The organism is Mycobacterium sp. MAA66, from assembly GCF_041261665.1.
Classification (GTDB): domain Bacteria; phylum Actinomycetota; class Actinomycetes; order Mycobacteriales; family Mycobacteriaceae; genus Mycobacterium.
Genome location: NZ_JBGCCC010000008.1, coordinates 53,491 through 79,515 on the forward strand (window position 1 = coordinate 53,491; position 26,025 = coordinate 79,515).

General features: G+C 67.1%; 18 protein-coding genes and 1 tRNA gene. 11 read left to right on the forward strand and 8 right to left on the reverse strand.

What is annotated here, in order from left to right:
- Window position 1 precedes the first annotated feature (1 nt).
- Window positions 2-778, reverse strand: coding sequence for an alpha/beta fold hydrolase (locus tag ABIA30_RS20430; protein WP_370068730.1), 777 nt, complete (start codon window positions 776-778; stop codon window positions 2-4).
- Window positions 779-843: 65 nt separating this feature from the next.
- Between ABIA30_RS20430 and ABIA30_RS20435 the strand changes: the two genes are divergently transcribed.
- Window positions 844-3,975, forward strand: a complete 3,132-nt coding sequence (locus ABIA30_RS20435) for an ATP-dependent helicase (protein ID WP_370068732.1) — start codon at window positions 844-846, stop codon at window positions 3,973-3,975.
- Entirely contained in the window at window positions 3,966-7,229 is a 3,264-nt protein-coding gene (locus tag ABIA30_RS20440) for an ATP-dependent helicase (protein ID WP_370068733.1), read from the forward strand. Before ABIA30_RS20435 ends, ABIA30_RS20440 begins: the two co-directional genes overlap by 10 nt.
- Here the strand turns inward: ABIA30_RS20440 and ABIA30_RS20445 are convergent.
- Window positions 7,212-7,619 (reverse strand): hypothetical protein, encoded by a 408-nt coding sequence (locus ABIA30_RS20445; RefSeq protein WP_370068735.1) that lies wholly within the window; start codon window positions 7,617-7,619, stop codon window positions 7,212-7,214. The genes ABIA30_RS20440 and ABIA30_RS20445 overlap by 18 nt on opposite strands.
- Window positions 7,620-7,664: 45 nt before the next feature.
- Here ABIA30_RS20445 and ABIA30_RS20450 point away from each other — a divergent pair, with 45 nt between their 5' ends.
- Both ABIA30_RS20450 and nudC read left to right on the forward strand, forming a co-directional pair.
- On the forward strand, window positions 7,665-8,744 hold the full coding sequence (locus ABIA30_RS20450; RefSeq protein WP_370068737.1) for a TrkA family potassium uptake protein: 1,080 nt from the start codon (window positions 7,665-7,667) through the stop codon (window positions 8,742-8,744).
- Window positions 8,741-9,661 carry an NAD(+) diphosphatase gene (gene nudC, locus ABIA30_RS20455; RefSeq protein WP_370068738.1) on the forward strand — a complete coding sequence of 307 codons (921 nt, stop codon included), beginning with the start codon at window positions 8,741-8,743 and terminating at the stop codon, window positions 9,659-9,661. The genes ABIA30_RS20450 and nudC overlap by 4 nt, the downstream gene beginning before the upstream one ends.
- Before the next feature lie 76 nt (window positions 9,662-9,737).
- Here nudC and ABIA30_RS20460 read toward each other — a convergent pair whose 3' ends face one another.
- Entirely contained in the window at window positions 9,738-9,974 is a 237-nt protein-coding gene (locus ABIA30_RS20460; RefSeq protein WP_370068740.1) for a mycoredoxin, read from the reverse strand.
- A gap of 161 nt (window positions 9,975-10,135) precedes the next feature.
- Here ABIA30_RS20460 and ABIA30_RS20465 point away from each other — a divergent pair, with 161 nt between their 5' ends.
- Both ABIA30_RS20465 and ABIA30_RS20470 read left to right on the forward strand, forming a co-directional pair.
- On the forward strand, window positions 10,136-12,253 hold the full coding sequence (locus tag ABIA30_RS20465) for an ATP-dependent DNA helicase UvrD2 (protein ID WP_370068742.1): 2,118 nt from the start codon (window positions 10,136-10,138) through the stop codon (window positions 12,251-12,253).
- A 536-nt stretch (window positions 12,254-12,789) separates the two neighbouring features.
- The gene (locus ABIA30_RS20470) at window positions 12,790-13,053 is read left to right on the forward strand and encodes a WhiB family transcriptional regulator (protein WP_370068744.1); all 264 of its coding nucleotides are present in this window, start codon (window positions 12,790-12,792) and stop codon (window positions 13,051-13,053) included.
- 154 nt (window positions 13,054-13,207) lie between these two features.
- Here ABIA30_RS20470 and ABIA30_RS20475 read toward each other — a convergent pair whose 3' ends face one another.
- From ABIA30_RS20475 to ABIA30_RS20485, 3 genes are read right to left on the reverse strand one after another with little or no spacing between them, the layout of a single operon-like run.
- Complete coding sequence (locus ABIA30_RS20475) at window positions 13,208-14,533, reverse strand: ABC1 kinase family protein (protein WP_370068746.1); 1,326 nt, start codon at window positions 14,531-14,533, stop codon at window positions 13,208-13,210.
- A 42-nt stretch (window positions 14,534-14,575) separates the two neighbouring features.
- Window positions 14,576-15,409, reverse strand: a complete 834-nt coding sequence (locus tag ABIA30_RS20480) for a TOMM precursor leader peptide-binding protein (protein ID WP_370068748.1) — start codon at window positions 15,407-15,409, stop codon at window positions 14,576-14,578.
- Window positions 15,410-15,445: 36 nt separating this feature from the next.
- Entirely contained in the window at window positions 15,446-16,816 is a 1,371-nt protein-coding gene (locus ABIA30_RS20485; protein ID WP_370068750.1) for a zinc-dependent metalloprotease, read from the reverse strand.
- 89 nt (window positions 16,817-16,905) lie between these two features.
- On the opposite strand from ABIA30_RS20485, the gene ABIA30_RS20490 reads away from it, so the two are divergent.
- The 3 genes from ABIA30_RS20490 to ABIA30_RS20500 all read left to right on the forward strand — a co-directional run bounded on the left by ABIA30_RS20490 (window position 16,906) and on the right by ABIA30_RS20500 (window position 21,225).
- Window positions 16,906-17,928, forward strand: coding sequence for a PDZ domain-containing protein (locus ABIA30_RS20490; RefSeq protein ID WP_370068752.1), 1,023 nt, complete (start codon window positions 16,906-16,908; stop codon window positions 17,926-17,928).
- A gap of 69 nt (window positions 17,929-17,997) precedes the next feature.
- Window positions 17,998-20,985 carry a UPF0182 family protein gene (locus tag ABIA30_RS20495; RefSeq protein WP_370068754.1) on the forward strand — a complete coding sequence of 996 codons (2,988 nt, stop codon included), beginning with the start codon at window positions 17,998-18,000 and terminating at the stop codon, window positions 20,983-20,985.
- 166 nt (window positions 20,986-21,151) lie between these two features.
- A tRNA-Met gene (locus tag ABIA30_RS20500) sits at window positions 21,152-21,225 on the forward strand.
- A gap of 460 nt (window positions 21,226-21,685) precedes the next feature.
- Here the strand turns inward: ABIA30_RS20500 and ABIA30_RS20505 are convergent.
- On the reverse strand, window positions 21,686-22,105 hold the full coding sequence (locus ABIA30_RS20505; RefSeq protein ID WP_370068756.1) for a hypothetical protein: 420 nt from the start codon (window positions 22,103-22,105) through the stop codon (window positions 21,686-21,688).
- Window positions 22,106-22,879: 774 nt separating this feature from the next.
- Here ABIA30_RS20505 and ABIA30_RS20510 point away from each other — a divergent pair.
- Window positions 22,880-23,683: a GAF and ANTAR domain-containing protein gene (locus ABIA30_RS20510; protein ID WP_370068758.1), complete on the forward strand. Its 804-nt coding sequence runs from the start codon at window positions 22,880-22,882 to the stop codon at window positions 23,681-23,683.
- A 174-nt stretch (window positions 23,684-23,857) separates the two neighbouring features.
- Entirely contained in the window at window positions 23,858-24,460 is a 603-nt protein-coding gene (locus tag ABIA30_RS20515) for a hypothetical protein (protein ID WP_370068760.1), read from the forward strand.
- Between the two features lie 295 nt (window positions 24,461-24,755).
- Here ABIA30_RS20515 and ABIA30_RS20520 read toward each other — a convergent pair whose 3' ends face one another.
- Window positions 24,756-26,018 carry a fatty acid desaturase gene (locus tag ABIA30_RS20520; RefSeq protein ID WP_370068762.1) on the reverse strand — a complete coding sequence of 421 codons (1,263 nt, stop codon included), beginning with the start codon at window positions 26,016-26,018 and terminating at the stop codon, window positions 24,756-24,758.
- Window positions 26,019-26,025: the final 7 nt, after the last annotated feature.

A 26,025-nucleotide genomic window follows, 5' to 3' on the forward strand; every position in this document is an offset into this window, starting at 1 on the left:
ATCAGACCAGATGGCTTCGGATCACCGCGGCGGTCTCGGCGGGCATCGCCAGATTCACCATGTGATCGCAGTCGAATTCGGTCAACACGAAGTCGGCGCCGAGGCGCGATTGCAAGCCGGACAACAACTCCGGCGTCACGTACGCCGGCCGGGTCCGTTTCGCCAGCACCAACGTCGTCGGAGTTCCCTGCGGCGGCAACGCGATCGGTCGCGCCAGTTCGCTCCAGTAGGACATCATCGCCGGCATGCTGATCCGCCAACTGAACCGGCCGGACGGCAGCGCGATCAGATGCTGGTCGAGTTCTCGATCGATCACCTCGGCACCGAGCTCACCCCAGGAGCCGTGCACCTTCTCGTCGCGGGCCTGCTGAGGATCCGGATAGTCCGGCGAGCCGAACATCCCGTCGGCGATCTGCCGCATCCAGGCTCCGTCCAGTCCGGTCGCCGGATCCAGCAGCACCAGTGCCGCCACCAATTCCGGATGTGCCTCAGCAAGATTCAAAGCGACGGCACAACCGAACGAATGACCGACCACCACTACCGGACCGCCTGCCTGGGCCTGCAGCAGTGCGGCCAATTCGGCCACGTTCGCGTCGATGTTCCACGGCGCATCCCAGGATGACCGGCCGTGCCCCAGCAGATCGGGCGCCAGCATGGCGTACTCGGGCAGATGGGCGCTCGACAGTGGTTCCCACCGTTGGCCGTGCCCGGTCAGGCCGTGGATCGCCAGAATCTGTGCCGGCCGCTGTGGACCGTACCGATATACCTGCAAGCTCACCCCCCAAATGCTGCCAGCAGTGCGCACGACCGAACTTGTCGGACCCCCGTGATTGCATTCCGAGCATGGCCGCCCCGCACTCCGCACTCGCCGCGCCCGGCTCGGTTAATGCCCTGACCGAACCCGGGCAGCGCGGTGTGGTGCGGGTGCTGGGCGGCCCCGGAACCGGCAAGACCGAGCTGCTGATCCGCACCGCCGCAACACATATCGAGGCCGGTACCGACCCGGAATCAGTGCTCTTGCTGACGGGTTCGGCGCGGTTGGGCAGTCGGGTACGGGGCGCGGTCACGTCGGCGTTGTTGGGCGATTCCGGCCAGGTCACCCGCGAACCGCTGGTGCGTACCCTGCACTCTTACGCGTTCGCGGTGCTGCGGCTGGCCGCCCAGCGCGCCGGTGACCCGCCGCCCCGATTGATCACCAGCGCAGAGCAGGACGGCATCATCCGCGAGTTGCTCGCCGGTGATCTGGAGGACGGTGACGCCGCCGGCGTGGCCTGGCCGGTGCAGCTGCGTCCGGCGCTGGCCACCGCGGGGTTCGCCACTGAACTGCGAGACCTGTTGGCCCGCTGCACCGAACGCGGAGTCGACGCCGCAGACCTGCGCCGTATCGGCCGCAAAGCCGGCCGTCCGGAATGGGTGGCCGCGGGCCGGTTCGCGCAGGTGTATGAGCAAGTGATGCTGCTGCGCAGCGCCGTCGGTATGGCCGCGCCGCAGGCCACCGTGCCGGCGCTGGGGGCAGCCGAACTGGTCGGTGCCGCGCTGGATGCGTTCGCGCTGGACCCCGAGTTACTTGCCGCCGAGCGCTCGCGCATCCGGCTGCTGCTGGTCGACGATGCTCAGCACCTCGATCCGCAGGCCGCCCTGCTGGTGCGGGTGCTGGCAGCGGGCGCGCAGCTGACGGTCATCGCCGGTGACCCGAGCCAGACGGTCTTCGGATACCGAGGCGCTGACCCGACGCTGCTGTACGGCCCTGAGGATCAGCCCTCGGTGGTCCTGACCGCGTCCCATCGGTGCGCACCCGCCGTGGCCGGTGCGGTCGCCGCCGTGGCAGGGCGGCTGCCCGGCGTGGACGCCTCCCGGGCGCTGGTCGCTGCCGACACCGCGCAGGCCGGGTCGCTTGCGGTACGCATCGCCGGTTCGCCGCACGCCGAGTCCGCGCTCATCGCCGACGCCTTGCGCCGGGCGCACCTGGTCGATGGTGTGCCGTGGTCTCAAATGGCTGTCATCGTGCGGTCGGTGCCGCAGGCTGGGACGGCGCTGGCCCGGGCCCTGACCTCGGCTGGCGTTCCGGTGCGGCAGCAAGCCGGCACGGCGCCTCCGGCCCAGCATCCGGCGGTGGCCGCCCTGCTCACGGTGCTCGATTGCGTAGCAGACCGGTTGACCGGTGACCGGGCGCTGGCGCTGCTCACCGGTCCTATCGGCCGGGTCGACCCCGTGTCGTTGCGTCAGTTGCGCCGTGCCCTGCGTCGGGCGGACAGCAGCGGACGTGAGTTCGGTGAGCTGCTCACCGAGGCGTTGGGTGCCGGCACTGTGCTGCAGCTGCCCGACCAGCTGTCCCGGCCGGTACGTCGCGTGCATGCGGTGCTCGACGCGGCACGCCGGTCGGCCGCCGCGGGCCAGGATCCGCGCTTCGTCTTATGGCAGGCCTGGCAGCACAGTGGGCTGTCGCGCCGGTGGCTGGCCGCCGCCGGGCGTCCCGGTGCCGCCGGAGCGGCCGCCGGTGCCGACCTGGACGCGGTCACCGCACTGTTCGATACCGCCGAGCAGTATGTGGCGCGTACCGCCGCCGCTTCGCTCACGGGCATGGTGGACCACGTCCGCGCGCTGTCCTGGTCGGGTTCGACCTTCGAACGCGCCGAGGCCGACGAAGTCGCGGTGCTCAGCGTGCATGCCGCGCTCGGCCGTGAATGGGACTTCGTGGTCATCGCGGGTCTGCAGGAAGGGTTGTGGCCCAACACGGTTCCGCGTGGTGGTGTCCTGGGCACCCAGCAGCTGCTCGACGTGGTCGACGGTGTCGGCGACGTTCGCGGCATGTCGGCCACCGCACCGCTGTTGGCCGAGGAACGGCGGCTGTTGGTGGCCGCGCTGGGTCGAGCCCGCAGCCGGGTACTGGTGACGGCGGTGGACAGTGACAGCGGTGACGAAGCGCTGTTGCCGTCGACCTTCTGCGAGGAGCTCGCGGGGTTGGCCGGCGGCGTGGATACCGCCGGCGAGTTGGTCCATGCCCCTGCGGTTCTGTCGCCGTCGGCCCTGGTCGGCCGGTTGCGTTCGGTGACGTGCGCCCCGGACGGTGCCGTCGACGAGGATGACCGGCGCTGTGCGGCAGCACAATTGGCCCGGCTGGCCGAGGCCGGCGTGCCCGGCGCCGACCCGGCTCAGTGGTATGCCAGCACCCCACTGTCCACAGCCGAGCCACTGTGGTCCGGCGACGGGCACACCGTCACGCTGTCACCGTCAACCGTGCAGACCCTGACGGACTGCCCACTGCGCTGGATGCTGGAGCGCCACGGCGGCAATGACGGCCGCGACTTGCGTTCGGCACTGGGATCGCTGGTACATGCCCTGGTCGCGGACTCGGGCCGCAGCGAGTCCCAGCTGGAGATTGAATTGGAAAAGGTATGGCAGCAACTGCCTTTCGATTCGAACTGGTACGCGGACAACGAACTGGACCGGTACCGAGAGATGTTGGCCACGTTCACGACGTGGCGTCAGCAGAGCCGCGCCGAGCTGACCGAGGTCGGTACCGAGCTCGAGGTCACCGGCGTGATCGCCGACGCATCGGACGGGCCCCAGGTGCAGGTGCGGGGACGTATCGACCGGCTGGAACGCGACCGCGACGGCCGTTTGGTGGTGGTAGATGTCAAGACCGGCAAGAGCCCGGTCACCAAGGCCGATGCCCAGCAGCACGCGCAACTCGCGCTGTACCAGCTGGCCATCGCGGAAGGTGTTGTGCCAGAGGGTGATCAGCCGGGTGGCGGCCGGCTGATCTATCCGGCCAAGCCGGCGCGCAGCGGCGCCACCGAGCGCGAGCAGGACCCGATGGGTGAGTCCGCCCGCGATGAATGGCGGCAACGGGTCACCGAGGCTGCGTCGGCCACGGCGGGCCCGCAGTTCGTTGCCCGGCCGGGCAACGGCTGTGCCAGCTGCCCGGTGCGGGCCATGTGCCCGGCGCAGGGTACGAAGGGGGGATGCGCATGATGTACAGCCCCGTAGACCTGGCAGACGCGCTCGGGCTGTTCGCTCCCACCGACGAGCAGGCGGCCGTCATCGCCGCTCCGCCCGGGCCTTTGGTGGTGATCGCCGGTGCCGGCGCAGGGAAGACTGAGACCATGGCGGCTCGGGTGGTGTGGCTGGTGGCCAACGGCTTTGCCACCCCGTCGCAGGTACTGGGGCTGACCTTCACGCGGAAGGCGGCCGGGCAATTGTTACGTCGGGTGCGGACCCGGCTGGCGCGCCTCGCCGGGTCGGGGCTGCTGCCCGGCGCCCCGCTGGCCGACGAGCACGCCACGGTCAGCACCTACCACGCGTTCGCCGGCACCTTGCTGCGCGAGCACGGACTGCTGTTGCCGATCGAGCCCGCGACCCGGCTGGTGACCGAAACCGAGTTGTGGCAGTTGGCCTTTCGAGTCGTATCCGATTTCCCGGGGCAGCTGCAGACCGACAAGACGCCGGCTGCGGTTACCCAGTCGGTGCTGCGGCTCGCCGGCCAGCTGTCCGAGCACCTGGTCGACACCGGTGCGGTGCGCGACACCCACCACGAGCTGGAGCGGCTGATCCACGCGTTGCCGGCCGGGCCGGGCCAGCGCGGCGGACCCAATCAGTGGCTGCTGAACCTGCTGGCGACCCAGACCGAGCGGGCGGAGTTGGTACCGCTGATCGACGCGGTGCATCAGCGGATGCGGGATGCGCAGGTGATGGACTTCGGCGCCCAGATGTCCGCCGCGGCACAGTTGGCATCGCGCTTCCCGCAAGTAGGCGCGCAGCTGCGGCAGCGGTATCGGGTGGTGCTGCTCGACGAATATCAGGACACCGGACACGCTCAGCGCGTCGCCCTGTCGTCGTTGTTCGGCGGCGGCGTCGATGACGGACTGGCCCTGACCGCCGTGGGCGATCCGATCCAGTCCATCTACGGCTGGCGCGGTGCCTCGGCGACCAACCTGCCGCGGTTCACCACCGACTTCCGGCTGTCGGACGGAACGGCGGCGCCGACGCTGGAGCTGCGGACCAGTTGGCGCAACCCACCCCGGGCGCTGAAGCTGGCCAACGAGGTATCCGCCGAGGCGCGCCGCCGCAGCGTGAGCGTGCGCGAACTACTGCCGCGGCCGGGCGCCGAGCGTGGCACCATCCAGTGCGCCCTGTTGAACGATGTTGTCGCCGAACGTGATTGGGTAGCCGATCGGCTGGCGCGTAGGTACCACGGTGCGGTTGCTGCCGGTGAACAGGCGCCGACGGCCGCTGTTCTGGTGCGTCGCAACGCCGATGCGGCATCGATCGCCGAGGCGCTGACTGCGCGTGGCGTACCGGTCGAGGTGGTCGGCCTGGCCGGGTTATTGGCGATCCCCGAGGTTGCGGACGTCGTCGCGATGTTGCGACTGGTGGCCGAACCCACTTCAGGGGTCGCCGCGATGCGGGTGCTGACCGGCGCGCGATGGCGGCTCGGCGCCGCAGACCTGGCCGCGCTGTGGCGGCGCGCCTCGGAATTGGACCTGCCGGACGCCTCGCGTACCTCCGGGTCCGCCGCCGAGCAGGCAGTCGCTCAGGTCGCCCCCGACGCCGACCATGCCTGCCTGGCCGATGCGGTCAGCGATCCGGGCCCGGCCGACCGTTACTCGCCAGAGGGTCACCGCCGGCTGCTGGCGCTGGCCGCCGAGCTCAGCCAGCTGCGCGCACACCTGCATCAGCCGCTGCCGGACCTGGTCGCAGAAGTTCGGCGGGTCCTGGGCATCGACGCCGAAACCCGTGCCATCAGTGGGGTTTCCGATGGTTGGCGGGGGACCGAGCATCTCGACGCGTTCGCCGACGTGGTCGCCGCGTATGCCGCGCGGCCGGGTGGCGACCCCGACGGAATCGCGCCCGTCGTCGGGCTACTGGCCTACCTGACCGCGGCCGCCGACGTGGAGAACGGGCTGGCGCCGGCGCAGGTGACGGTGGCATCGGATCGGGTCCAGATTCTCACCGTGCACGCGGCCAAGGGTCTGGAGTGGCAGATCGTCGCGGTGCCGCATCTGGTCGCCCGGGTGTTTCCGTCCACGGCGTCGCAGCGGACCTGGCTGACCGACCCGGGCGATCTGCCACCGCTGCTGCGCGGTGATCGCGCCGAGCTGTCCGAGCACGGGGTGCCGATGCTCGACACCTCGGACGTCTACGACCGGAAGGTGTTGGCGGACAAGATCGCCGACCACAAGGCCAAGCTCGATCAGCGGCGCACCGATGAGGAACGGCGCCTGCTCTACGTCGCGCTGACCCGCGCCGAGGACACCCTGTTGCTCTCCGGCCATCATTGGGGCACGACTGCGTCCAAGCCGGCAGGACCGTCCGAGTTCCTGCTCGAGATCCGCGACATCATCGAACGCGCCGATGCGGCGGGAGACCCCTGCGGAGAGATCGAACAATGGGCGCTCGAACCGGCTGAGGGCACCGTGAACCCGTTGCGCGACAACGTGGTCGAGTGTGCCTGGCCGATTGATCCGGCCGGTGCCCGCCGGGCCGATGTCGACCGGGGGGCGGCACTGGTCACCGGAGCATTGGCTACCAGGGTCGCGGACCACGACCCCGATGATCGGCACGGTTGGGCCGCCGACGTCGATGCGCTGTTGGCCGAACGCGAGCGGTTCGCCGATCGTGGCCCGATCGAGCTGCCGCCTCAGCTGTCGGTCAGCACCTTGGTCGACCTGGGTCGCGACCGCGCCGGTGCCCTGCAACGGATGCAGCGTCGAATGCCCAGCCGGCCCGACCCGCAGGCACTGTTGGGCACCGCATTTCACGACTGGGTGCAGCGGTACTTCTCGGCCGAGCGACTGTTCGACCTCGACGATCTGCCGGGCGCGGTCGATGCCGAACTCGGTCAGGCGGTCTCGGACGAATTGGCCGACCTACAGGCCTCGTTCGCGGTGTCGGAGTGGGCGGCCCGAACCCCGATCGACGTCGAGGTGCCGTTCGACATGGTGATCGGCGACCGTGTGGTCCGCGGCCGCATCGACGCCGTGTTCGCTGACCCAGACGGCGGCTTCACCGTGCTGGACTGGAAGACCGGCGATCCACCGACCGCCCCTGATGCCTTGCGCAACAAGGCCATTCAGCTGGCCGTGTACCGACTGGCGTGGGCGGCTATCCAAGGGGTGCCGACCGACTCGGTGCGGGCGGTGTTCCACTACGTCCGCGCCGGGCAGACGGTGGCACCCGCCGAGCTACCCGACGTCGACGAGCTCGCGGAGTTAGTGCGCGCCGGGTGAGTTGCGGTACGCCTTGAGCGCCTGGGTCACCATCGGTACCTGCAGCGGCAGCCGGGCCAGCGCGATGATGCGGGCGGGCCAGCCCTTCGGCCACCACAGTCGGACCATGTTGACGTTGGCGGGGAACACCCCGATGAACAACGCGACAGCCGCCAGCGCACCCAGCTTGCGGGTGCGCGGAACCAGCAACGCAGCGCCGGTGGCGACTTCGACGACGCCCGAGGCGTACGTGTACAGCCGGGGGCTGCCGGGTAGTTCTTCCGGAATGATGCCGTCGAACGGCTTGGGGGCGACGAAGTGCAGGGTTCCGATTCCGAGGAGCATTCCTGCCAATCGATATGCGGTGGCCTGGCTGGGGGTGGTGTTCCCCGCGGTATTGGTGACGGTCATGGTTACATAGTGCTGTGCGGAGCCTTCGACAGATAGTGGGTCCCCATGGCTCGGGTTAGATTGGCGCGGCGGATGGCCGTGATCGAGCAGAATCTGACTAGCCGGCAGAATGCGGATTTGGTTGAAATCCTGCGGATTCCAGAGCGGTTCGTGAGCCCTGGCCGGCGGATTGCCCGCCGAGTCATCTACGCCCTACTGGTGCTCGCCGCGGCAGTCCTCGTCGTGTATCTCGACCGAGACGGCTACCGGGACGTTCAGGAGAACCGGATGTCGCTCCTGGACTGCGTCTATTACGCGACGGTGTCGCTGTCGACCACCGGCTACGGCGACATCACGCCGTTCACCCCGAGCGCGCGATTGGTGAACGTGCTGGTGATCACGCCGATGCGGATCGCGTTCCTGATCGTGCTGATCGGCACGACCGTCGAGACCCTCACCACGCAGTCGCGTCAGGCCTTGAAGATTCAGCGATGGAGGAGCACTGTGCGCAACCACACCATCGTCGTCGGCTATGGAACCAAGGGCCGCACCGCGGTCGCTGCCATGGTCGGTGACGAGGTCGCACCCGGAGACATCGTCGTAGTCGACGAGAGCCCGGCGGCCTTGGATCGGGCGCGGGCCGCCGGACTGGTCACCGTGGTCGGCGACGCCACCAAGTCGGAGGTGCTGCGCCTGGCGGGAGCCCAGCACGCGAAGTCCATCGTGGTGGCGACCGACAAGGACGCCACCGCGGTGCTGGTCACGCTCACCGCCCGCGAAGTGGCGCCCAAAGCCAAGATCATCGCCTCGGCCCGGGAAGCCGAGAATCAGCATCTGCTGCGGCAGTCGGGTGCGGATTCGACCGTGGTGTCGTCGGAGACGGCCGGCCGCCTGTTGGGCATCGCGACCCAGACCCCGAGCGTGGTCGAGATGGTGGAGGATCTGCTGACGCCGGATGCCGGATTCGCGATCTCCGAACGTGAGGTGGAGGCCAAGGAACTCGGTGGCTCACCGCGACATCTGTCGGACATCGTGCTTGGGGTGGTGCGGGACGGTCATCTGCTCCGCGTCGACGCGCCCGAGGTGGACGCACTGACCGCCGGGGACCGGTTGCTCTACATCCGCAACGCCGAAGTCGAACGATGAGCGACTTCACCCTTCGTAACGTTCCACTGCTGTCCCGGGTCGGCGCCGACCGGGCGGATGCGCTGCGCACCGATGTCGATGCCGCGATCGCGGGGTGGAAGGACGCCTTGCTGCTGCGGGTGGACCGGCGCAATCAGGTGCTGATCTCCGATGGGAAGGTGGTGCTCGGCAGCGCCGCCAAGCTGGGCGACAAGCCCGACGAACACGCGGTGTTCCTCGGGCGGTTGCCCGACGGACGGCACGTGTGGGCGGTACGCGCGGCGCTTGAGAGCCCCGATGATGCCGAGGCCGAGGTGCTTGACTTGCGCCGGGCCGGAACGATTTTCGACGACGCCAGCGCTCAATTGGTGTCCACTGCGACCGCGCTGCTGAACTGGCATGACAACGCCCGGTTCAGCGCGATCGACGGAGCGCCGACCAAGTCGATCAGAGGCGGCTGGGCCCGAGCGAACGTACTGGGCGGCCACGAAGAATTTCCGCGCATCGACCCGGCGATCATCTGCCTGGTGCACGACGGGCACGACCGGGCGGTGCTGGCTCGCCAGACGAATTGGCCCGAGCGGTTGTTCTCCCTGCTGGCCGGGTTCGTGGAAGCCGGCGAGTCGTTCGAGACCTGTGTGCAGCGCGAGATCGCCGAGGAAATCGGGCTGGCCGTCACCGACGTCAAGTATCTGGGCAGTCAGCCCTGGCCGTTCCCGCGCTCGTTGATGGTCGGGTTCCATGCCATCGGCGATCCCGAGCAGCCGTTCGCATTCAACGACGGCGAGATCGCCGAGGCCGAGTGGTTCACGCGGGCCGAAGTGCGTGAGGCGCTGGAGCACGGCGACTGGAACAGCCAGTCGGACTCCCGGCTGCTGCTGCCCGGCTCGATCTCGATCGCCCGCGAGATCATCGAGTCGTGGGCCGCCCTGGACTGAGTCTCGGCCCGAACGGACCAACGGGCCGCAAAGCGCGAGTAGAACCGGCCATTTCGTCGATCTCGGCGACGCCTGCCTAAGCCAGCTTGGCTTTGACCTGCTTGATGCTCGGGTTGGTCAGGGCGGTGCCGTCCGGGAACTTCACCGTGGGCACGGTCTGGTTGCCGCCGTTGACCGACATCACGAACTTCGCCGCGGCCGGGTCCAGCTCGATGTCGACCTCGGTGTAGGAGATGCCCTCGGACTTCAGCGCGGTCTTGAGCCGCGAGCAGTAGCCGCACCAGGTTGTGGAGTACATGATCAGGTCACTCATAACGCAACTCAACGTATCCGATCCGCGGGCCATACCGCTGCGAGGTGCGCGGTGTGTCACATGGTCGGGGGTGCCGACGGGGTCACGTGGTCGGGGGTGCCGACGGGGCCACGTGGTCGGCGGTGCCCACGGTGTCAGACCGCCCTGTCATGATGGGCACCATGCCAGCCGGGGCCCCACCGACGGTTCTCCTCGAGGACCTCGACGACGAACAGCGCGAGGCGGTGCTCGCCCCTCGTGGCCCGGTCTGTGTGCTGGCCGGCGCCGGAACTGGTAAGACCAGGACCATCACCCGCCGTATCGCCTATCTGGTGGCCGCCGGTCACGTCGCGCCCGGCCAGGTGCTGGCCGTGACCTTCACCCAGCGGGCCGCCGGCGAGATGCGCGGGCGGCTACGCGCCCTGGACAACGATGTCGACGGCGCCGCCGGCACCGGCGCCGTGCAGGCCGTGACTTTTCACGCCGCCGCATTGCGCCAGCTGCGGTATTTCTGGCCGCGGGTGGTCGGTGATACCGGGTGGGAGCTGCTGGACAGCAAGTTCGCCGTCGTCGCGCAGGCCGCCAACCGGGCGCAGATCCAGGCCAGTACCGACGACGTGCGCGACCTGGCCGGCGAAATCGAATGGGCCAAGTCGTCGCTGATCAGCCCCGAGCAATACGCCCAGCAGGTTGCCGAGTCCAGTAGGGACATCCCGTTGGACGCGGCCAAGGTCGCCGCGGTTTATGCCGGCTACGAGAAGCTCAAGGCCCGCCGTGACGGCAGCGCCCTGCTGGATTTCGACGATCTGCTGCTGCATACCGCCGCCGCGATCGAGAACGATGCCGCGGTGGCCGGCGAGTTTCGGGACCGCTACCGGTGTTTCGTGGTGGACGAGTACCAAGACGTCACCCCATTGCAGCAGCGGGTGCTCAACGCCTGGCTGGGGGAGCGAGACGATCTGACGGTGGTCGGCGACGCCAACCAGACCATCTATTCGTTCACCGGTGCCACGCCGCAGTATCTGCTCGACTTCTCCCGTCGGTTTCCCGATGCGGCGCTGGTCCGGCTGGAGCGCGACTACCGGTCCACCCCGCAGGTGGTGTCCCTGGCCAATCGGGTCATCGAGGTGGCCAAGGGCCGGATGGCGGGCAGTCGCCTGCACCTGGTGGGTCAGCGCGATCCCGGGCCGGCGCCGGTGTTCCGGGAGCACCCCGATGAAGTGGCCGAGGCCAATGCGGTCGCCGCCGCCATCAAGAAACTCATTGAAAGCGGTACGGCCGCTTCGGAAATCGCGGTGCTCTACCGGATCAATGCACAGTCCGAGGTGTACGAGGAGGCTTTGACCGCGGCCGGGGTGGCCTTCCAGGTGCGCGGCGGCGAGGGGTTCTTCAGCCGGCAGGAGATCCGGCAGGGCATGTTGGCGTTGCAGCGGGCCGCCGAGCGTGATGCCGAAACGGTCGGTGCCGAACTGCCGACGCTGGTGCGCGAGTTGCTGGAGCCACTCGGTCTGACCGGTGAGCCGCCGGCCGGTACCAAGGCTCGGGAACGCTGGGATGCGTTGTTGGCCTTGGTCGAGTTGGTCGAGCAGGAAGTCGCGCTGCGGCCGGATTTGGACCTGCGCGCGCTGGTGGCCGAGTTACGTCAGCGCGCCGACTCCCGGCATCCGCCGGTGGTACAGGGCGTGACGCTGGCGTCGCTGCATGCGGCCAAGGGCCTGGAGTGGGATGCGGTGTTCCTGGTTGGCCTGGTCGACGGCACGCTGCCCATCTCGCATGCACTGTCGCACGGCGCGGACAGTGAGCCGGTGGAGGAGGAGCGTCGGCTCTTCTATGTCGGAATCACCAGGGCCCGTGTGCATCTGACCATCTCGTGGGCGCTGGCGCGGGCACCGGGAGGACGGCAGGGGCGTAAACCGTCCCGGTTCCTCAATGGCCTGACCCCGCAGACCCAGCGTGAGCCCGCGTCAAAGCAGCAGCAGCGCAAGCGCGGCCCGGCCCCGCGATGCCGGGTGTGCAACTCGGCATTGACCACCTCGACGGCAATCCTGTTGCGCCGCTGCGAATCCTGCCCATCGAATCTGGATGAGGAGTTGCTCGCCGAGCTCAAGGAGTGGCGGCTGCGCACCTCGCAGGAAATGAAGGTGCCCGCATACGTGGTGTTCACCGACAACACCCTGATCGCGATCGCGGAAGCCATGCCGGCTGACGACGCGGCGCTGGTGGCGATCCCGGGGATCGGGGCCCGCAAGCTCGAGCAGTTCGGGCCGGACGTATTGGCCTTGGTCAAGGCGCGCCGCTAACGCCCCTATCGCGGTGGTCGTTGCGGCAAAACCGCTGGTCAAAAAATCGCTTGTCGGTTTGCAGTGGTAGCCTCTAACCTCAGAACCGCAAAAAAATCCGAGCATCCACCACGCGTGGATGCACGACTGAGCGCCGAGGAGGTGGCCCGAGATGATCAGTTTTGACGCGTACCCAGGCGCCGCCGTCGGCGGCGCCCGCAGTGCTGTTGTCGGCCGTGCTGACGTATCCCGTGCTGCTTTGGGTTGGCACCGTCCCGCCGCAATTGCCGCCGCCGCTATGTCGGCGGCACGTCCCGCGACGGCCGGACATGTCGCCGACCTCCCGCAGCACAAGCGCATTGCGAAGAACTTCGCGTCCGTGAATCGGGGCACTACCTAGGTAGAGCCCACGACAGCCACCTTGGCCACGGACCCGAAACTACCGGATCCGTGGCCAAAGTTTTTGGGGCACAACCAAAAACCACCACCTGGTCGCAGATCCATCAGCAACAGATGGCCCTACCGACGACAACGACCAGGAAGCAGGTGATTCGGACATGACTAGCCAGACTTGCCGACAGAGGCTGGCGGTGCCATGTCATGTCGGCGACCCCGACATGTGGTTCGCCGACAACCCCGTCGACCTTGAACAGGCCAAAGCGCTGTGCGCCGACTGCCCGATCCAGCGTGAGTGCCTGACCGCCGCGCTGGAACGTCAAGAGCCGTGGGGTGTTTGGGGTGGCGAGATCCTCGACCGGGGTGCCGTCATCGCCCGCAAGCGTCCGCGCGGGCGTCCCCGCAAGGACACCGTCGCCGCCTGAACCTCCCCGTGACTCCCGCGAGCGTGCGGGCCTGCACACCGACACGCGGTGTCTAAGTGTGCATGTCACGCACGCTCGTCGGGCGCCGACCGTATCGACGCCTACCGCGATGGCGTGTACAACGGGGCCAAGGCCCGCCTCAACCGGTGATCGGCTAGGCGGTGAAGCCCGGAACCAGTTCCACCGCCATAGCTTTCACCGGAATGTGCGCGTCCAGCTGGCAGCAGATCGCCACCGTCGAGGCGATGACGCGCAGCGGGATGGCCAGGCCCGGCGGCAGGTCGAGCTGGCGGGCTGTCTTGATCTGAGCCACCGTGTTGTCCATCTGGCCGGCCGCCATCCGCTGGATCCAGCGACGGGTGAAGTGGAAGACGTCGACCTTGATCGGCTCGACGTACTGGCGAAGCATGTCGTCGATCTCTTCGGCCGAAACCTGTTCGCCCTTCTGGATGAAACCGGCTGCTTCCATCGTGGGCAGCAGGTCGTGGTAGTTCTTGTCCCTGGCCAACGCGGTCATTCGGCCGAGTGCCTCGGGCAGACCGCCCGGCAGCGGGGCCACCGCGCCGAAGTCGATGACGCCCATCCGGCCGTCGGCTAGCAGCATGAAGTTCCCGGGATGGGTGTCCCCGTGCATGATCTGCAGTCGGGCCGGCGCGTCGAAAGTGAGCTCGTACAACCGGGTGCCCATCAGATCGCGCTGTTCGACGGTGCCGTCGCGGATGATCGCCGACATCGGGATGCCGTCCATCCACTCGGCGATGACGACCTTCGGCGCGCTGGCCACGACGGCCGGCACCTTGAAGTGGGGGTGGCCCTCGTAGGCCTTCGCGAACGCCCGCTGGTTGTCGGCCTCGAGCCGGTAGTCCAGTTCCATCTCGGTGCGCTCGATCAGCTCGTCGACCACGCCCTGGACATCGGCGCCCGGCGCAAGCTGCTTGAACACGCTGACCAGACGCTGGATGGTCTTCAGATCGGCCCGCAGCGCTTCGTCGGCGCCGGGGTACTGAATCTTGACGGCGACCTCGCGGCCGTCGGACCAGACCGCCTTGTGCACCTGGCCGATGCTGGCCGAGGCCACCGGCTTGTCATCGAACGAGGTGAACCGATCGCGCCACTTGGTGCCTAGTTGCGCATCGAGTACCCGGTGCACCTTCGCTGCCGGCAGCGGGGGAGCGTCCTTCTGCAGCTTGGTCAGGGCCTCGCGGTAGGGCTTGCCGTACTGCTCGGGGATCGCGGCTTCCATCACCGACAGTGCCTGGCCGACCTTCATGGCGCCGCCCTTGAGTTCACCCAGGACCGTGAACAGTTGATTGGCGGCTTTGTCCATGAGTTCGGCGGTGACCTCGTCCTTGGACTTGCCGGCCAACCGCTTGCCCAGACCCAGTGCCGCCCGCCCAGCCATGCCGCCGGCCAGTCCGGCCAGCTTGGCGTTCCGTGCGACACCGCCGCGTTTGATATCCGTCACGAGACCATCATCCATGACGAAAGCCAAAGGTCGACAACGAAGTGGCAACGACTGTTGTCATCGGCAGCTGCAGCGTGGATGCGGGCTCCACCGCCGGACCGTGGTGGTGCGGGTGCGGACGTCGAACTCAAGCGTGGCGTTCAGGGTGGCTGGCGGTTCGTCGCCTCGTTTGTTGCCGCGTACTGCGTCGATGACCCGGTTCACCTGATCGAGCGCGACGGCCGCCGTGGCCAGTACGGTCGCGCGGTCGGCGGTTCCGACCGCACCCTGCAACTGGGTGGCCACCGCGGGCCAGGCCGCGTCGCGGTCGCCGCGGTGCAGGTCGGCGCAGTTCAGGCAGGAGGTGACTCCCGGTAGCACCAGCGGGCCGATCAGCCCCACGCCATCGCGGATCCGCACCGGCAGGTGCGGCACCTTGGCCGCCTGCAGATCCTGGACCATCCGCGGGTCGGCCACCAGGAAATCTGACAGCACGACCAAGTCGACGGTCGCGTTGGCCACCGCAGCGTGGCCGAGCCGGGTGCTGGCGACCCGACTACCCGAACAGCGCAGCGCGCTGGACAGTAGGTCCGACAGCGGACCGCGGCCATGGATGCGTATCGATGCCGAGCGGTGCGCACGACCCGGCGAAGTGGTCTGCAGGACACCGGCGGCGCTCAGCGCGGCGGTCAATGCATCGATGTCGGTAAGGCCACGCGCCGACGCCAGCGCGTGCAGGTCCGCGGCACTGACGCCGTCCTGCATGGCCCGTAACAGCTCGGCCAGTACGGAGGCGGTCAGTCCGTCGGGAGGCCGGACCACCACGGCGCGCCGCGGATCCCAGCCCACCTGAACGGTGCCGTCGGGGCGCAGTAGCACCGGCATCGCGGGATTGAGTGTGTGGCACACCATGTCTCGACTGTGCCAACGCGACGCCGATTCGGCGAATCAGTTATCCACAGGCCCGTCTGAGGGTTTGTCACCCGGCTTGTCGCCGGTGCCGGAATTCAGGTCCCTCTCCAGATCGGCCAGGGCCTGGTCGATACCGCTGCTGTCTCCGCCGAGCGCCCGGTCGATGAATGCCGCCGGCTCGTCGAGATCCGCGGCACCGGGCAGCAGGTCGGGGTGCTGCCAGACCCCGTCGCGCTGGTCGGCACCGACCGCCTCGGTCAGGCGCTCCCACAAGGCAGCGGCCTCGCGCATCTTGCGTGGGCGAAGCTCCAGGCCCACCAGGGTGGCGAAGGTCTGCTCGGCCGGGCCGCCGGTGGCCCGGCGACGACGCAGCGTCTCGCTCAGGGCTGAGGTGCCCGGCAGTCGGTCGCCCAGCGCCGCGGTGACCACTGTTTGCACCCAGCCTTCGATCAATGCCAACAGCGTCTCCAGCCGCTCCAGCGCGGCGGTCTGCTCGGGGGTGGCCTTGGGCTCGAACATCCCCTGGCTCATCAGCTTTTCCAGCGTCGCGGGATCTGCCAGGGACATCGGGTCGAGGCCCTGTGCCATCTCCTCGAAGCCACTCAGGTCGACTTTCATGCCCTTGGCGAAGGCCTCGACCGCACTGAGCAACTGGCTCGACAGCCACGGCACATGCGAAAACAACCGGTGGTGGGCGGCCTCACGGGCGGCCAGGAACGTCAGCACCTCGCTGCGCGGCTGCTCCAGGCCCTCGCCGAAGGCGTCGATCGCCTCCGGCATGAGGGCGGCCACCCCGGATGGTCCCAGTGGCAGCCCAATGTCGGTGGAGGTCAACACTTCTCGTGACAGTGTGCCCAGGGCCTGGCCGAGCTGCGAGCCGAACGTCATGCCGCTCATCTGGGACAGCATCGACAGCAGCGGCCCGGCCATGGCCTTGGCCTCGTCGGGCAGTGCCGATACCCATACGCTCGAAAGTTGTTCGGCCACAGGGTCACACAGCCGCTTCCAGGTGCCCAGAGTGTTGTCCACCCAGTCACTGGGGGTCCAGGCGAGGGCTTTGGTGGTACCGGCCGGCAGCGGGGTCACGCCGTCGAGCCAGGTCTCGGCCAGTCGCACCGCGTCGGCGATCGCGCTGGCTGTCTGCTCGGGCACCGGCTTGACGAATCCGATCGAGTTCGACGCCAGCTGCCGGGCCAGGTCGTAGTTGACCGGGCCGCCGCCGGACGTGCCGGAACCGGCGCCGCTGAACATCTGGCCGAGCTGGGTGAAGATCTGGCCGAGGTTGGCCATGTCGAAGCTGCCGCCGCCGGCGGTGAAGCCGAACGGGTCACCCGGATCCGGGTCCTTGTTGGCCTTGTCGTGGTCGGGGTCGTCTCCGGACGAGAAGCCGAAGGGCAGGTCAGCCATACCGTCAACGGTACTGCCCCCCGTCTGTTTGGGTGGCCGGGCGGGTCACGCTGAGAGTGAACCGGGTGCAGAGCCCTACTCTGGGCGGTGTGAACAGGCGGATTTTGACGCTGGTCGTCGCGGTGGTGCCGATCATCGTGTTCGGCGTGCTGGTGTCGGCAGTGACTGTGCCGTTCGTGGCGTTGGGACCCGGGCCGACGTTCAACACCCTCGGTGAGGTGGATGGCAAGCAGGTCGTCGACATCAAGGGCACCGACATCAAGCCCACGTCGGGCAACCTGAACATGACGACGGTGGCCCAAAGCGACGGCCTGACCCTGGGCCAGGCGCTGGCGCTGTGGATGTCGGGACGCGAGCAGATGGTGCCGCGTGACCTGGTGTACCCGCCGAACAAGTCCAAGTCCGAAGTCGACAAGGCCAACAACACCGACTTCAAGAATTCCGAGAAGGACGCCGAATTCGCGGCGCTGTCGTATTTGAAGTACCCGCAGGCCGTCACCGTCGAGTCGGTGAGCAATCCGGGCCCATCGGCCGGCAAGCTGCAACCGGGCGATGCCATCGACATGGTCAACGGGATCGAGGTGGCCGACGTCGCGCAGTTCACCGATCTGCTCAAGAAGACCAAGCCGGGCGACCAGATCGTGATCGACTACCGCCGGAAGAATCAGCCGATCGGCACGGTGACGATCACGTTGGGCACCAACAAGGATCGCGACTACGGCTATCTGGGCACCGCCGTGCTCAACGCGCCGTGGGCCCCGTTCACCGTCGACTTCAACCTGGCCAACATCGGCGGTCCGTCGGCGGGTCTGATGTTCAGCCTGGCCGTGGTCGACAAACTCACCACCGGTGATCTCAACAACGGCAAGTTCGTCGCGGGCACCGGAACGATCGGTGCGGACGGCAAGGTCGGGCCGATCGGCGGCATCACACACAAGATGGTGGCCGCCAAGGAGGCCGGCGCGACGGTGTTCCTGGTGCCCGCCGGCAACTGCGCGGAGGCCGCCGCGGCGCCCGAGGACGGTCTGCGGCTGATCAAGGTCGACACCTTGGACAGCGCCGTCGATGCGTTGCACACTCTGTCCGCCGGTGGCGAACCTCCGCATTGCTGAGCGTGCGCTGCCAGCGCAATGCGTAGAGTTTGAGCTGACCGATCGACCTACAACAGACGGAGCTGACGAGTGGGGATGCGGCCGGCGGCAAGGATGCCGAAGCTGACGCGACGTAGCCGAGTCCTGGTGAGTGTCGCGCTGTTATTCGTCGGGTTGTTGTTGGTCGGCCCGCGACTGATCGACACCTACGTGGACTGGCTGTGGTTCGGCGAACTCGGCTACCGCTCGGTGTTCAATACCGTGGTGCTGACTCGCGTCGCGGTATTCGTGGTCGCGGCGGCGTTCATCGGGCTGGCGGTGTTCGCGGCGCTGGCGCTGGCCTATCGGACACGGCCGGTGTTCGTGCCGACGTCGGGACCAAACGATCCCGTGGCGCGCTACCGCACCACGGTGCTGGCGCGACTGCGGCTGTTCTCCATCGGCGTACCGGGATTCATCGGGCTGCTCGCCGGCTTCGTCGCGCAGACGTACTGGGTTCGGGTGCAGCTGTTCCTGAACGGCGGCTCGTTCGGCATCACCGATCCCGAATTCGGCAAGGACTTGGGTTTCTACGCGTTCGAGTTGCCGTTCTACCGGTTGGTGCTGAGCTATCTGTTTGTCGCGGTGTTCCTGGCACTGGTGGGGAACCTGTTGGGCCATTACGTGTTCGGTGGCATCCGACTGTCGGGGCGGACCGGCGCGGTCAGTCGGGCGGCCCGCATCCAGTTGGTGTCGCTGGTGGGAACGCTGGTGGTGCTCAAGGCAGTTGCGTACTGGCTCGACCGTTACGAGCTGCTCAGCCACACCCGTGGGGGCAAGCCGTTCACCGGTGCGGGTTACACGGACATCAACGCGGTGCTGCCGGCCAAGCTGATCCTGATGGCGATCGCGTTGATCTGCGCGGTGGCGGTGTTCTCCGCGCTGGTGTTGCGCGATCTGCGGATCCCGGCGATCGGTGTGGTGCTGCTGCTGTTGAGCTCGGTGATCATCGGCGCGGGCTGGCCCATGGTGGTCGAGCAGTTCAATGTCAAACCCAATGCGGCGCAGAAGGAACGCGACTACATCGCCCGCAGCATCACCGCGACCCGGCAGGCCTACGGGTTGACCGACGCCAATGTGACCTACCGTGACTACAGCGGTAACACGCCGACGTCGGCGCAGCAGGTCGCCTCCGACCGGGCGACCACGTCGAATATCCGGTTGCTCGACCCGACCATCGTCGGCCCGGCGTTCACCCAGTTCCAGCAGGGCAAGAACTTCTACAGCTTTCCCGACCAGCTGTCCATCGATCGGTACGACGGACCGGACGGCAAGCTGCGAGATTTCGTGGTGGCCGCGCGTGAACTCAACCCCGATCGGTTGATCGACAATCAGCGTGACTGGATCAACCGGCACACGGTGTATACCCACGGCAACGGATTCATCGCCTCGCCCGCCAACACCGTGCGCGGTATTGCCAACGACCCCAACCAGAATGGCGGGTACCCGGAGTTCCTGGCGAGCGTGGTGGGCGCCAACGGAGCGGCGATCTCACCGGGTCCGGCGCCGCTGGACCAGCCGCGGATCTACTACGGGCCGATCATCGCCAGCGCCGCTTCTGACTATGCGATCGTCGGCCACAACGGTGCGGATCGTGAATACGACTACGAGACCAATACCGAGACCAAGAACTACACCTATGGCGGCGACGGTGGTGTGCCGATCGGGGGCTGGCTGTCCCGTACGTTGTTCGCGGCCAAGTTCGCCGAACGAAACTTCTTGTTCTCCAATGTGATCGGACCGAACAGCAAGATCCTGTTCAACCGTGACCCGGCCAAGCGGGTCGAGGCGGTGGCGCCATGGCTGACCACTGATTCGACGGTGTATCCGGCGATCGTCAACAAGCGCATGGTGTGGATCATCGACGGCTACACGACGCTGGAGAACTACCCGTATTCGGAGTCGACGTCGCTGTCGAGTGCGACCGCTGACTCCAATGAGGTTGCGGTGAACCGGATGCTGCCGGACAAGCAGGTGTCCTACATCCGGAACTCGGTGAAGGCCACCGTCGATGCGTACGACGGCACGGTGACGCTCTACGAGCAGGATGAGCACGACCCGGTGCTGCAGGCGTGGATGAAGGTGTTCCCCGGCACGGTGAAGCCGAAGTCGGAGATCAGCCCGGATCTGGCTGCGCACCTGCGTTATCCGGAGGACCTGTTCAAGGTGCAACGGATGTTGTTGGCGCGCTACCACGTTGACGATCCGGTGACGTTCTTCTCGACGTCGGACTTCTGGGACGTGCCGCTGGATCCGAACCCGACCGCGAGCAGCTACCAGCCGCCGTACTACATCGTGGCCAAAGATCTTGCCACTGGCGGTGATTCGGCCTCGTTCCAGTTGACGACGGCGATGAACCGGTTCCGCCGGGATTTCCTGGCGGCGTATATCAGCGCCAGTTCCGATCCGGCGACCTACGGCAAGATCACGGTCTTGACCATTCCCGGTCAGGTCAACGGACCAAAGTTGGCGTTCAACGCGATCAGTACCGATACGGCGGTCAGTCAAGATCTCGGTGTGATCGGCCGGGACAACCAGAACCGGATCCGGTGGGGCAATCTGCTGACCCTGCCGGTGGGTCAGGGCGGATTGCTGTACGTCTCGCCGATTTATGCCTCGCCCGGGGCAGGGGATGCGGCGTCGTCGTATCCGCGGCTCATCCGGGTGGCGATGATGTACAACGACAAGGTCGGGTATGGCCCCACCGTGCGTGATGCGCTGAACGGCATTTTCGGGCCCGGCGCGGGGGCTACGGCCACCGGCCCGGCGCCGACGGACCTGCCTGCCGGAGCCCCGCCTCCTGCGGCAGCACCCGGGGCGCCGGCTGGTGCTCCCGTTCCGGTGCCTGCCATCGCGGCCCCACCGGGTGGGGTGGGTGTGCCCGAGACGTTGTCGCCGGCGAAATCGGCTGCCCTGCAAGACGTCAACACGGCGCTGGACGCGGTGCGTCAAGCGCAGCAGGGCGGCAATTTTGCGCAGTATGGCGATGCGCTGCAGAAGCTCGACGATGCGATGTCCCGCTACCGCAGCACCAAATAGCCGAGCGGGGGTCACCTTCCTCCGAGAGCAGACGCAAATGCCCCCGCATGCACGGTGTGTCGGGGGCATTTGTGTCCGCTCGGCAGGGGCTTGTCGACGTGTAAAACCGGTGCTGAGCAGTCGATTTGGTTCATACGGCAGCGTTGGGTAACGTTGTGTTCACCAACGCGGGGTGGAGCAGCTCGGTAGCTCGCTGGGCTCATAACCCAGAGGTCGCAGGTTCGAATCCTGTCCCCGCTACTAGGTAAGACGGCCCCCGGAGATTTCTCCGGGGGCCGTCTTCATGCCCAATGGGAACACGATTGGGAACATTCGCAACGCTAATGACCTCGAGAACGGATCGGGCGGCCGCGACGAGGCAGCGCGATGAAGGTCGAGCTCGTGACCCCGCCGAGGGTGCCAGGGCCTCGATGCAGCGACGTGCAGGTGCAAACGACGCATCAAACCGGTGCCCCGCACCGACATCGTGGGTCCCACGGAAATGTCGCGCGACGTTGAGCCTCGACAGGCAGGGACGGTGACCCTGTGCGCCGAATACGGTTAACCGCGCTGCCATGTGTGGAGCCGCAAAACGATGATCGAGTTCACCCTCACCCGCTCGTCCACGGCCCCAATCGCCGCCGTGTACTCGAAACCCAACGCGCCCATTCGACCGGACTTTGCCCTAGATGGGTTGCGGGTAGTTGCGCTCGAATGCGCCTCAGTCTGTTCGCCGGGTCGGCGGCACGCCGTCGGCAGCCGCGGAGTGTTCCCTCGGGGCGTGGTCTCCCTGGATGTCGGGATCGAGGGTGTCGGCACGTTGGAATTGTTGGTTCACTTCACTTCGGGCGGTCGCGGCGGCGGTGCGACGCTCCTCGGCCTGATGCGCCAGTCCCCGGGCGCGCGCGGACTGGGCGTCGGCTTCGGCCTCCGCGGCTCGGGCTCTGGCCGCCGTCTCGTCGGCGAGGGCTTCGCGCCGGCCCACCGTGTGGGCTCGTTCGGCGGCGTCGTCGCGGATCTCGCCTGCCTGCACGCGGCGCTGTTCGGCGCGCTTGTGGCGCGCCACGACGCCCAGTGCGATGAGGACTGCGATGACGACGACCGCTGCGAGGATGATTTCGATGATGGTGTGCGTAGCCATTGTTGGCTCCTTGAATTGGTCTGGGTGTGTGGGCTATTCGGCAAATGTCGGTATTGATAGCGGTGGGGCCGGTGGCTGGTGCGATCGCGGTGTCCGGACGAGTCCAACAGTGTGAGGTCCGGGCCGATAATGAAGAGGATGGCCTGAGGGCCCACAGCAGGGAGATCTTGAGCAGGAACTCGGCCAGGAGACGAACAATTCCGCGGATTATCTTGGTGTACAACACCTTTCGGTGCCTAGAGCATAGTTGTATGGCGTGAGTATCGGTCGCCGCGATACCGCAGGCGTCAACCGGGCCGCGGGCTCACTGCATAGCGCAGTCCGTGTCGGTGAGCACCCATATGCCTACGGGTAGTCAAGGCAGTAGCGGCCCGGTAATCGCCGGGGCCGCAGCGGGATTGGCTCAGTGCGACATACCAGCAGGCCGTAACAGCAGGTGACGTGGTCATGGTGATCCCACCATGGGGCAATGACGAATGTGTCGGGTTACGGGGGGCGATCGCTTCTGGAGTTCTGCGGCGGACAGCCGAACTCATTCCCGACCAGCTGACATGCTCAGCCACCTCTGACGCTACACCCGTTTGACCGACTTCCCCGGTGAGAGGTGGTTTTGCCGGTCGACCCTGCAGAAGTTAGGAACCCGGCGAGAGAGCCCGGCGGGGCGTTGGACAGGTAAGCTGAGTCCATACCCAGGCGCGGCTGCGCTGCGGGACAAAATCGTCACACTCCCGGCGTTACCAAGGGGTTGGCGGGATAGCGGGCGCGGTACCGACGATGATCGAATTCACCGAAAACGGCGACGGCACAACGAAAAGACCATTGACCGCCGAGCAAGTCATTTCCGATGCCGCCGACTTGCAGGCCGGGATCGGTGCCTTGGCCGGCCTGGTTTCTGACAGTCTGGGGCTGCCGGCGTTACTGGCGGAGGTGGCCACGTTCGCGGTGCGCGCGATCCCAGGCGCCGAGGGTGCCGGGGTGACCTTATTGCACGTTGACCGGCCTGAGAACATGGTCGAGGCGTTGGCGGCCAGTGCGCCGTTTGTCGCCGAAATCGACAACATCCAGTACGTGACTCTCAACGAGGGGCCATGCATCACTGCGGCACTGCAACGGCGTACGGTGCGCTCGGGGTCGTTGGGCGGGGAGAAGCTGTGGCCACGGTTCGGTCCTCGGGTGGGCCGATTGGGCGTACACAGTGCGCTCTCGTTACCGCTGCTGCTGCCTGACCAGGTGGTCGGCGCCATCAACGTCTACGCCCACGACAAAGACGTGTTCGATGAGCACGCCGCCGAACTGGGCGAATTGTTCGCCAAACCCGCTGCAGTAGCGGTGCGCAACGCCCAGATCCTCGCCCAGGCGATGACACTGGCCACCCAGTTGCAGACCGCGCTCGCGACCCGACCGGTGATCGATCAAGCGATCGGCATACTGCGGGGACGCACCGGGCGCAGTGTCGAGGACGCGTTCGCTCAGCTGCGGGCGATCAGCCAAAGCGAACACCGCAAATTGGCCGACGTCGCCCAGCATCTCGTCGATGAAGCGGTGCGCCGGGCCCGGGCCCGGCGCAAGTCGACCTGAACTACAGCCCCCGCGTACCCGCCATGGCGGGTACGTTGGGAACCGAGGACAACAGTCTCGGGACGGGTCCTGGCCCGCGTCCCCAATGTCCGCACCGTGCAGGGCAACTCGCCCCTGTCCGGCCTTTGGCAGGATCGATCAGCGCTCGGGAGCGCCCGGCGGAGCACCCACCTCGTGAACATCACCGCGGCCCTGGCTGCCGATCTGCGTCTGCTCACTGCAGCGCTGGATGAAACCGGCACTGACATCGCGGCAACCCTGCACCAGCTGGCAGCCGACACCATAGCGGGCGTGCCCAGCTTCCTTGGTCTGAGCGTCATGGTGAGTCGCAGCGATCCGCTATTCGCCTCCACTTACCTAGTCGACGGTGCAGGCGCGGGGGACGTGCGCACCTCGCTGCGGCTGCGGCTGCCAGGTCTCGGTGAGCACCGGAGCCTGTCAACTGTGGCGATCATTCTGTACGCGGGCGCGCCGGGAACGTTTGTCGACCTCGCCGCGGATCTGGCATGGCTCACCGCACGACCACTGGCCGACTTCATCCTCGATCGGCACCTCACCATCCCCGCCGGGTCGATCACCGGCGGACAGCTGCGTGCCGCCTCGACCATCAATCAAGCCATCGGCATCCTCATCGGCCGCGGCCACACTCCCCAACAAGCCAATTGGGAACTCGACATCCAAGCCAGACATGCACGTACCGACCGCCTGGGCGCCGCCCGCCACATCCTGGCCCTCCTCACCGCTGACGTCGGCGATCAAGATCAGCCCATTCACTGAAGACTAACTCCATGCAACCGCCGCTAACCCCCTAACGCCGCTATCGGACTGATGTTGCGCCAAGTCGGTGAGGCGAACTCGTCAGTACCGCGGACTCCGAAGCCGAGCAGTCACGGTTGCCGACGACGGGCCAGGCCGGGCCTGCGCGCCGGGGAGAGCACCATTCGGTAACCGGATCCTCATGAAGGACGCTCTTCGGGACGGCGGGTTCAGCGGATCTGCCACAAGAGGTGACGGCGCAACAGAAGTTGTTCAAGTCCCCATCTCATCGAGACCGCCTTCGGCACAGCGTGATTCATCTGCCGACCTTCAGCACTTTGTGCGTGCGGTGATGAAATAGGCGTCGGCTGCGGTGGTTTCGCAGTGCACTGGCCAGACCGCGCCGTGGCGCAGCGATGTTGACACTGCGTTCCAGGTCCGGGCATATGGCGCGCTTGGCGAATTTGACTTCAGAGGCGGTTTCGGGGGCGTCGTCTGCAGTGGCGGACAGGAACCGGTCGGGCAGTGCAAGCTTGAAGACCGTCCGTAGGGTCAGCAGGTACTGCTTGGCCAACGGGCCGGTGGTGTAGGGCAGGTCGTACTTTGCACACAGCGTCTGCACCCGCCCTGCGATCTCGGCATACCGGTTGCTGGGTAGATCCGGGTAGAGGTGATGTTCGATCTGATAGCAGAGGTTTCCGCTCAGCAGCGCCATCACCGGCCCGGCGCGAAAATTGGCGCTGCCCAGCATTTGTCGCAGATACCATTGCGGCTTCGTCTCACCCTCGAGAATGGCCGGGGTGAATTTCTCGGCGCCGTCGACGAAGTGCCCGCAGCAGATCACCAGATAGGCCCACACGTTGCGAGCCAGGTTGGCAACGATGTTCGCGGACAGCACGCGCCGCCACCGGCGTCCGCCGAGTGCGGGAAGCAGCAGGTAGTCTTTGCCGGCCTGGCGCGCGATCTTGCTGAGCAGCGCGCGGGACTGAGCGGATTTCTCCTGCTGCGTGGCCATGCTGTCCCGCGCCGCATCAAGGCCCTGCAGGGCGATGCCCCATTCAAAGGTGGCTGCCAGCAACAGATGTCGCAGCGGCTGCAGCACGGTACTGGGCCGCCAGGGCTGGTCGCGGGTGACCCGTAACACGCCGTAGCCGAGATCGTCGTCCATGCCGATGACGTTGGTGAACACGTGGTGGCGGTAGTTGTGCGTGTACCGCCACTGCGAGGACAGACCCACCATGTCCCACTCCCAAGTGGCGGAGTGGATTTCGCGGTCGTTCATCCAATCCCATTGGCCGTGGCCGATGTTGTGGCCCAGTTCCATGTTCTCGATGCTCTTGGCCGCGGCCAGGGCGAGCGTCCCGAGCACCCACCCGCTCTTGCTGCGACTGGCACCGAGCACCAGCCGGGCGGCGATGTCGAGGCCACGCTGAAAAGCGATGGTGCGCTGGATGTATTCGCGGTCCTGTTCGCCGAGCGACCCCTCGACCTCGCGGCGAATCGCTTCCAATTCCGCGGCCAACGCCGCGATGTCGACGGTGCTCAGGTGTGCATATTCGGCGATGTGCGCGATAGCCATGCGTACC

Bases quoted from the DNA above. Each gene is read 5' to 3' on its own strand.
- ABIA30_RS20450 (WP_370068737.1), top strand. From the start codon at position 7,665: ATGGCTCGGGTTAGATTGGCGCGGCGGATGGCCGTGATCGAGCAGAAT.
- ABIA30_RS20445 (WP_370068735.1), bottom strand. From the start codon at position 7,619: ATGACCGTCACCAATACCGCGGGGAACACCACCCCCAGCCAGGCCACC.
- ABIA30_RS20435 (WP_370068732.1), top strand. From the start codon at position 844: ATGGCCGCCCCGCACTCCGCACTCGCCGCGCCCGGCTCGGTTAATGCC.
- ABIA30_RS20460 (WP_370068740.1), bottom strand. From the start codon at position 9,974: ATGAGTGACCTGATCATGTACTCCACAACCTGGTGCGGCTACTGCTCG.
- ABIA30_RS20470 (WP_370068744.1), top strand. From the start codon at position 12,790: ATGACTAGCCAGACTTGCCGACAGAGGCTGGCGGTGCCATGTCATGTC.
- ABIA30_RS20520 (WP_370068762.1), bottom strand. From the start codon at position 26,018: ATGGCTATCGCGCACATCGCCGAATATGCACACCTGAGCACCGTCGAC.
- ABIA30_RS20475 (WP_370068746.1), bottom strand. From the start codon at position 14,533: ATGGATGATGGTCTCGTGACGGATATCAAACGCGGCGGTGTCGCACGG.
- ABIA30_RS20480 (WP_370068748.1), bottom strand. From the start codon at position 15,409: ATGGTGTGCCACACACTCAATCCCGCGATGCCGGTGCTACTGCGCCCC.
- ABIA30_RS20510 (WP_370068758.1), top strand. From the start codon at position 22,880: ATGATCGAATTCACCGAAAACGGCGACGGCACAACGAAAAGACCATTG.
- ABIA30_RS20505 (WP_370068756.1), bottom strand. From the start codon at position 22,105: ATGGCTACGCACACCATCATCGAAATCATCCTCGCAGCGGTCGTCGTC.
- nudC (WP_370068738.1), top strand. From the start codon at position 8,741: ATGAGCGACTTCACCCTTCGTAACGTTCCACTGCTGTCCCGGGTCGGC.
- ABIA30_RS20485 (WP_370068750.1), bottom strand. From the start codon at position 16,816: ATGGCTGACCTGCCCTTCGGCTTCTCGTCCGGAGACGACCCCGACCAC.
- ABIA30_RS20465 (WP_370068742.1), top strand. From the start codon at position 10,136: ATGCCAGCCGGGGCCCCACCGACGGTTCTCCTCGAGGACCTCGACGAC.
- ABIA30_RS20440 (WP_370068733.1), top strand. From the start codon at position 3,966: ATGCGCATGATGTACAGCCCCGTAGACCTGGCAGACGCGCTCGGGCTG.